This is a genomic window from Sedimentibacter sp. (genome assembly GCF_033447055.1).
Lineage (GTDB): Bacteria > Bacillota > Clostridia > Tissierellales > Sedimentibacteraceae > Sedimentibacter.
Genome location: NZ_JAWQJF010000137.1, coordinates 1 through 7,235 on the forward strand (window position 1 = coordinate 1; position 7,235 = coordinate 7,235).

At 34.0% G+C, this 7,235-nt stretch carries 7 protein-coding genes and 1 riboswitch; all 7 genes read right to left on the bottom strand.

The window, feature by feature from the left end; translation table 11 throughout:
• Nucleotides 1-410: ABC transporter permease subunit (locus tag SA378_RS09585; RefSeq protein ID WP_412178690.1), on the bottom strand; the 410-nt coding region annotated here is incomplete at its 3' end.
• The gene (locus SA378_RS09590; protein ID WP_318525770.1) at nucleotides 410-1,513 is read right to left on the bottom strand and encodes an ABC transporter permease; all 1,104 of its coding nucleotides are present in this window, start codon (nucleotides 1,511-1,513) and stop codon (nucleotides 410-412) included. The genes SA378_RS09585 and SA378_RS09590, both read right to left, overlap by 1 nt.
• Entirely contained in the window at nucleotides 1,506-3,041 is a 1,536-nt protein-coding gene (locus SA378_RS09595) for an ABC transporter ATP-binding protein (RefSeq protein ID WP_318525771.1), read from the bottom strand. Before SA378_RS09595 ends, SA378_RS09590 begins: the two co-directional genes overlap by 8 nt.
• A gap of 129 nt (nucleotides 3,042-3,170) precedes the next feature.
• Complete coding sequence (locus tag SA378_RS09600; protein WP_318525772.1) at nucleotides 3,171-4,361, bottom strand: BMP family ABC transporter substrate-binding protein; 1,191 nt, start codon at nucleotides 4,359-4,361, stop codon at nucleotides 3,171-3,173.
• 70 nt (nucleotides 4,362-4,431) lie between these two features.
• A riboswitch (purine riboswitch) is annotated at nucleotides 4,432-4,532 on the bottom strand.
• Nucleotides 4,533-4,659: 127 nt separating this feature from the next.
• The gene (locus SA378_RS09605; protein ID WP_318525773.1) at nucleotides 4,660-5,412 is read right to left on the bottom strand and encodes an exodeoxyribonuclease III; all 753 of its coding nucleotides are present in this window, start codon (nucleotides 5,410-5,412) and stop codon (nucleotides 4,660-4,662) included.
• A 29-nt stretch (nucleotides 5,413-5,441) separates the two neighbouring features.
• Nucleotides 5,442-6,533 (bottom strand): alanine/ornithine racemase family PLP-dependent enzyme, encoded by a 1,092-nt coding sequence (locus SA378_RS09610; RefSeq protein ID WP_318525774.1) that lies wholly within the window; start codon nucleotides 6,531-6,533, stop codon nucleotides 5,442-5,444.
• 13 nt (nucleotides 6,534-6,546) lie between these two features.
• A complete protein-coding gene (tadA, locus tag SA378_RS09615; RefSeq protein ID WP_412178691.1) occupies nucleotides 6,547-7,002 on the bottom strand; it encodes a tRNA adenosine(34) deaminase TadA in 456 nt (151 codons plus the stop codon).
• Between the last annotated feature and the right edge of the window lie 233 nt (nucleotides 7,003-7,235).

The window sequence follows — 7,235 nt, forward strand, 5'->3', positions numbered from 1 at the left end:
AAACCAGGTATGTTAATGTTGCTTATTTGTGCTGTAATTTGTTCAGGAAGTTTTAATGAACTTGTTTTTGAATTTACAAGCATGTATTCACCAACAAAATTGGATATTCCAGTTCCGAATATTGTTAGGGTAAGTCCAGTTACGTTCTGATCTGCCATAAAAGTTATGGTGAGGACGGCATAAATCAATGCTCCTATTAGTCCTGCCGCAAATGCCGCTAACAATGCAACAATAAAATTATCGCTGAAAAAGCCTGCCATAAACCCTGCACAAGCGCCCATAGCCATCATTCCTTCCACTCCTAAGTTCAAATGTCCGGCTTTTTCATTCATAATTTCACCCAGAGTACCAAATAACAGCGGAGTTCCCGCAAATACTGCTGCAATTAAAAAATTAAAAAACATATTCATTATTTGCTACCTCCTTTGTTGCGTATACTGCGCAATACGAATTTATAGCGAATATAAAATTCACAACCTAAAATAAAGAATAAAATTATTCCTTGCAAAACACTGGCAGAATAAGTAGATATTCCATGGGTTGATTGCATTACACTGCTTCCTTTTTCCAAAACACTGAATAAGAATGAAACCACCAAAATGTTAAATGGATTTAGATTTGCAAGCCATGCAACAATAATAGCTGTAAAACCAACTCCCCCTGCCACAGATGAAGCCAACGTCATATCTGAACCTGCTGACTGAATCATTCCGGTTATACCGCATATACCTCCGCTTAAAATCATTGTACGAAGAATTATTTTCTTCACATTCATTCCGGCATATTTAGCAGTAGATTGGCTCTCGCCAACGACACTTATTTCATATCCTTGTTTTGTGTACTTTAAATATATATATACAATGACAACCAGCAATAATCCAATAAGCCAGCCAAATTGAACGCCAAATACTTTATCTATTTGTGCATTGGCAACAAATCGTGCGATTTTTGGGAATCCTGAAGATCCTGGATCTTTCCATGGACCGTCACGCAAGAAAGATATAATGTGCAATGCTATATAATTCAACATTAATGTAAAAAGAGTTTCATTTGTATTAAATTTTGATTTAAAGTATGCAGGTATAAGTCCCCACAAACCTCCTCCAATAAATCCAACCACAAACATTGCCAGCAGCAAAAGCATATGCGGCCAGTCACTATGGAACAAAGCAAAATATGATGAGCAAATTGCTCCCACTATAATTTGACCTTCTGCTCCTATATTCCAAAAACGCATTTTAAATGCCAGCGTTACTCCTAGAGAAGAAATGAGCAGCGGAATCATGAATTTTATGGTTGCTTGGACTGCCATTTTGCTTCTAAACGCCCCTGATATGATTGTGGCATATATTTCTAAAGGATTGAATCCTATCAATAAAACAAATAAACCACCTGCAATTAAGGCAAGTGCAAATGCTATGATTCTTAACCTTAATATTTCCATTTTTGAGCGCTCTGCTCTTTTTACAGTACGAATAAGGGGTTCTCTTGCTTTTTTATTTATATCACTCATCTTGATCCATTCCCTCCAAACTGCGTCCCGTCATCATAAGTCCAATTTCTTCCTTGGTTGTTTGTTTGGCATCCACAATTCCTTTCAATTCACCATGGCATAAAACCATGATTCTGTCAGATAATTCCATCAATACGTCCAGATCTTCTCCAATAAAAAGAATCGCAACACCTTTTTTCTTTTGTTCATTTAACAAATCATAAATAACATAAGAAGAGTTTATATCAAGTCCTCTTACAGGATAAGCAGTTATAAGAACGTTAGGATTTGATTCAATTTCTCTTCCAAGCAAAACCTTTTGAACATTTCCTCCAGACATCATTCGAACAGGTGTATCCACGCCTGGTGTAACAATACCCAACTTTTTCACCAATTGTTCTGATAATTCTCTGGCAGGTTTTTTATCAATAAAAAATCCATCATTTTTTTTATAGGATTTCAGCATCATATTTTCAATCATGCCCATAGACGCAACAAGTCCCATTCCAAGACGGTCTTCAGGGACGAAGCTCATACTGATGCCTAAATTTATAATTTCATCGGGAGTTTTCCCTATAATATTTTCTTTATTAAACAATACAGCACCTTTTCTTATTTTTGTAAGTCCTGCAATTGATTCACACAATTCTTTCTGTCCGCTTCCGGCAATTCCAGCCACTCCTAAAATTTCCCCTCTTTTAAGATTAAAGTTAATGTTTTTCAAAGCCTCAGTTCCATCTTCATTGGCGACAGAAAGGTCTATAACTTTAAGAATAGTGTGTTTTTCCTTTATTTCCGGTCTATCAATTTTTAAGCTAACAGGCCTTCCAACCATTAGTTCTGTCAATTGATTTTCATTTGTTTCCTCTGTTTTAACAGTATCAATAAGAGTACCCTTGCGAAGAATTGCCACGCGGTCGCTTATTGCTAAAACTTCATGAAGCTTATGCGTAATTATAATGATTGCGCTTCCTTGTTCCTTCATTTTTCGCAATATTGCAAATAACTTTTCTATTTCTTGAGGTGTCAATACCGCCGTTGGTTCATCCAAAATTAAAATTTCAGCTCCACGATACAACACTTTCATAATTTCCACCGTTTGTTTTTCACTTACGTACATGTTGTATATCTTTTTTTCCGGTTCAATTTCCAATCCAAATTTATTGCTTATATTCGATATTTTTTCTTTCAAAGCCTTTGGTTTCAGATACTTCTCCTTTGTCCCCAAAACTATGTTGTCCATTGCGTTTAAAACTTCCACTAATTTAAAATGTTGATGAATCATGCCAATTCCAAAATCAATTGATTCTGTAGGTGAACTTATTGTTACTTCCTTGCCTGCAACAGATATAGTACCGGCATCGGGATAATAAATACCGGACAACATATTCATTAAAGTTGTTTTACCTGAGCCATTCTCTCCAAGCAAAGCAAGAATTTCTCCATATTTAATGGTAAGGTTTATATTGTCATTGGCTACAATAGATCCAAATGTTTTTGAAATTCCTTTAAGTTCTATGGCATATGTTGTTTCATTTGATTTTGACATACTAACTCCTATCTGCATAATTGCAAGTGTATAATAAAATAATAATTGCCATCACACAATGCCTTAAATATAAATGGTCAGCTTTCATTAATTATATTTTAACGAAAGCTGACTAAAATTAATACCTGATTATTTTACTGTAACAGTTTTAAAATACCAGTTAATTCCTCCGGTAATTGTTGCATCATCTAAAGTTTTTCCTTCTTCTCCAACTGTTTTACCGTCATTAGTTTCAATTACGCCATCAAAAACATTGAAGCTTCCATCAAGAATTGATTGTCTTGCAGTTTCAATTGCTTCTTCTGTTCCTTCAGCAACTATGCTTTCATTAAGAGGAGCAATATCAACTAATCCTTCAACCATTCCACCGTAATAATTTTCATTTGTCCATGTTCCGTTAATAACATTTTCTACTGCCCATGTATAATATGCTGACCAGTTCCATACAGCTGATGTTAATGTTGCTTTTGGTGCATCTTTAGACATATCTGAATTGTAGCCAACTCCAAATGCTCCTGCTTTTTCAGCTTCTAACTGTGGGTTAGGTGTATCACAATGCTGTGCAATTACGTCGCATCCTTCCGACAATAATGCTTTAGCTGCATTAGTTTCTTCTTCAGGGGAGAACCAGCTATTTGTTACTTTTACATAAACTTGTGCATCTGGATTAACTGAATTTACTCCCATTGCAAATGCATTTATACCACCTGTTACTTCAGAGTTATCCTGGCCCATAGCTGCTACATATCCAATCAAGTTGCTTTCTGTTTTCAAACCAGCTGCAATACCTGATAAATATCTTGATTGATAAATTCTTCCGAAATAATTATTAAAGTTTGTATCATTGCACTTATAACCTGTACCATGTGAGAATATAACGTCAGGATATTCGGCTGCTAAAGCTTCCATTGTGTCCATGTATCCCCAGCTTGTTCCAAATACAATGTTAGCTCCTTCTTCAATACATTCAAGAATTGCTGTTTCAGTAGCTGTTGGATCACTGTCATTTACATTGTTCTTACGAATGATTTGACTGTCCTCAAGACCTAAAGCTTCCTGCATTCCTGCAATTCCTTGATCATGTGCAAATGTATAACCAGATCCATCTGCAGGGTTTCCAATATGAATTACGCCAATTTTAATATCCTCTTTTGCGATTGCTGGAAAAATTCCAGTTATTGAAGGTTCCTCAGCTGCTGGCTCCTCAGCTGCTGGTTCTGCCGGTGTAGGTTCTGCCGGTGTTGCTTCCTTTTCAGCACATGCAGTAAATAGAGAAAGTGTTAATAATAGTGTTAAAATAATACTAATAATTTTTTTCAATTATTTCTCCTCCAAAAATTTTTTTAATATAAAAAAACGAATAGATTTTACTATTCGCATCATATACAAGACATTAACAAAAAACTTCAATAGTCAAACAATTTACGGCTGTTTGGTAGAAACGTAGGAACCATATTATCCTTATATATTGATGCAATCATATTTAATTTTTTTAACAACTGTATTATAACTTAAAAAACAGGAATAAGCAATATGTAATTTATAAATAATTTTCGTGTTATCGACTATTATATTCAAAGTATACGAACAATACTTCGTCTTTCAAACAATAACAATATTACTTTGTAATTACTCCTACAGGACAATGATCGCTTCCGAAAATTTCAGGACAAATAAATGCATCCTCAATTTGATTTTCAAAATCTTTAGATATTATAAAATAATCTATTCTCCAACCAATATTTCTTTCCCTTGCTTTTGCAAAATTCGACCACCATGAATAAGCATCTTCCTTGTCCGGATAAAAATATCTAAAGGTATCTATAAAACCATTACTTGTAAGGACAGTCATTTTTTCTCTTTCTTCATCCGTAAATCCTGCACTTTTTCTATTTGCTTTCGGATTTTTTAAATCTATTTCCTTGTGTGCAACATTTAAATCACCGCACATTACAACAGGTTTATTTTCATTGAGCTTCAAAAGGTATTTCCTAAAATCATCTTCCCACAACATTCTGTAATCAAGCCTTAACAACTCTCTTTTAGAATTTGGTGTATAAACATTTACAAGATAAAATTTATCATATTCAAGAGTAATTACTCTTCCTTCTTTATCATGTTCTTCAATTCCCATTCCGTAATCAACCGACAAAGGCTCTTGTTTGGAAAAAACTGCAGTTCCCGAATATCCTTTTTTCTCTGCATAATTCCAATAATCGTAATATCCTTCTAAATTTAATTCTATCTGCCCGTCCTGGAGCTTTGTCTCCTGTAAGCAGAAAACATCTGCATTTAATTCTTTGAAAATATCAATAAATCCCTTGTTTACACATGCTCTCAAACCATTTACATTCCAAGATATTAATTTCATAAAAACATCCTTTCCATTGTTGCATTTAATCAATATTGAATAAATTTTTTATTAATATATTCAGATAATGCAGTAAACAACATCGCCTGATATAAAACATTAAATTCGATTATATCTCCGAGTTTATAATTTCTGCTGCAGTCCTCAATATCCAATATTGTGTGGTCGCTGCTTGCTCCTAAAACAATAATATTTTTATCCTTTGGAACGAGTTTTGAAGAATCCCCAACATCCTGATTTCCCAATGCTACTATTGCCCTTCTTCTTATTCCTCTGTCTTCGTAATGACCATATTCGCCAAATGCATTGACCATTAGTTCTCCGATAGGATGAGTTGGTTTTTCATTTAATTCTATTATTTGTGCTTTTAAAACAAATGTATCCTTATCAAGACCTTCTATATTTGTATTCCAATAAAGAGGAAGATCTTGAGTATTTATAATTCCTTCCCCGATACGCAGATGATTAATTTTACCTGGAACTCCTCCTCTTACTAAAAGAGGTAATGTTGTTGTACCTCCACCGGATACAATGTTTAAATGTCTGTTCAATTTTTCTTCTATAGCACTTGCAGCTTCTGACAATTCAGTTAAATTTTTTGTTGTAGGTGCAACTGATCCATAGCAACTCAAATTAGAACCTATACCTTCAAGAACAACATTATCAAGTTCATACTCAACAAATTCAGCAAGACAAATTAATTCTTGTCTTGTAAATACACCTTCCCTCAAATCTCCTAAATCATACATCAATACTGCGCCGTATTTTTTGTTTTGTTTTTTTGCTTCATTGTTTAATTCAATCAATGTATTTCTTTCTGAAACCAGGCAAATATCGCTGTATTTAACTACATCCTCTATTTCACAAAGCATAGGTATTCTTACTAAAAGCAGAGGAACAGCAACACCCTTTTCTTTCACTGTTTTTAATTGTTCAATCCTGGAGCTTCCAATTTGAGAACATCCGCCCTTTTCCATTTCCAAGGCACCTTCAACCATACCGCCAAAGCCCTTAATAATGCCGGCTATTTTAATACCTTGTGTGTTGCATAATTCTGTCACTATTTTTGTGTTAGTGTACATTTTTTTTAAATCAACTTCAAGTATCGGATATCTTTCCATGGTTCCTCCATAACTATTTTTTGTATTTTCTAAGCTCAGCAAAAAATTCCTTCAACATATTTGAACATTCTTCTTCTAATACTCCAAATTGAACATCTATTTGATGATTTAAATTTTCCATCTGAACAATATTTAAAACTGAACCGCATGCTCCTGTTTTAAAATCCCTTGTGCCAATTACAAGTCTTTCAACTCTTGAATTTACTAATGCACCGGCACACATTGGACACGGCTCCAACGTTACATACATTGTACACCCGGGCAAACGCCATCCTCCTAAATTTTTGCATGCATCCCTAATAGCAGAAATTTCAGCATGTAGTGTGGCATCTTTTAATGTTTCCTTTTGATTAAACCCTTTTCCTACAATTTCCCCATTTCTTACTATTACTGCTCCTATAGGCACTTCATTAATTTCATATGCTTTTTTAGCCTCTTTCAAGGCTTCCATCATAAATATTTCGTCCATTATCATTCCCATAATTTATTATACATAATTATAATTTATTTTCTACGCATAAGTCAATACATATGTCTATTATTACCTATTTACTTTTATGCTGAATAAAACTATAATAAGCTAAGAAATTACATAATCTTTTCATAATTTTGGAACAAAACTTCCAAAATTATAGTCTATATAATGTTGGGAACGACATTTGTCGTTATAATAGAGGAGGACAAATTGAAAAATATTATTAG

Bases quoted from the DNA above. Each gene is read 5' to 3' on its own strand.
- SA378_RS09590 (WP_318525770.1), bottom strand. From the start codon at position 1,513: ATGAGTGATATAAATAAAAAAGCAAGAGAACCCCTTATTCGTACTGTA.
- SA378_RS09595 (WP_318525771.1), bottom strand. From the start codon at position 3,041: ATGTCAAAATCAAATGAAACAACATATGCCATAGAACTTAAAGGAATT.
- SA378_RS09605 (WP_318525773.1), bottom strand. From the start codon at position 5,412: ATGAAATTAATATCTTGGAATGTAAATGGTTTGAGAGCATGTGTAAAC.
- SA378_RS09610 (WP_318525774.1), bottom strand. From the start codon at position 6,533: ATGGAAAGATATCCGATACTTGAAGTTGATTTAAAAAAAATGTACACT.
- tadA (WP_412178691.1), bottom strand. From the start codon at position 7,002: ATGGACGAAATATTTATGATGGAAGCCTTGAAAGAGGCTAAAAAAGCA.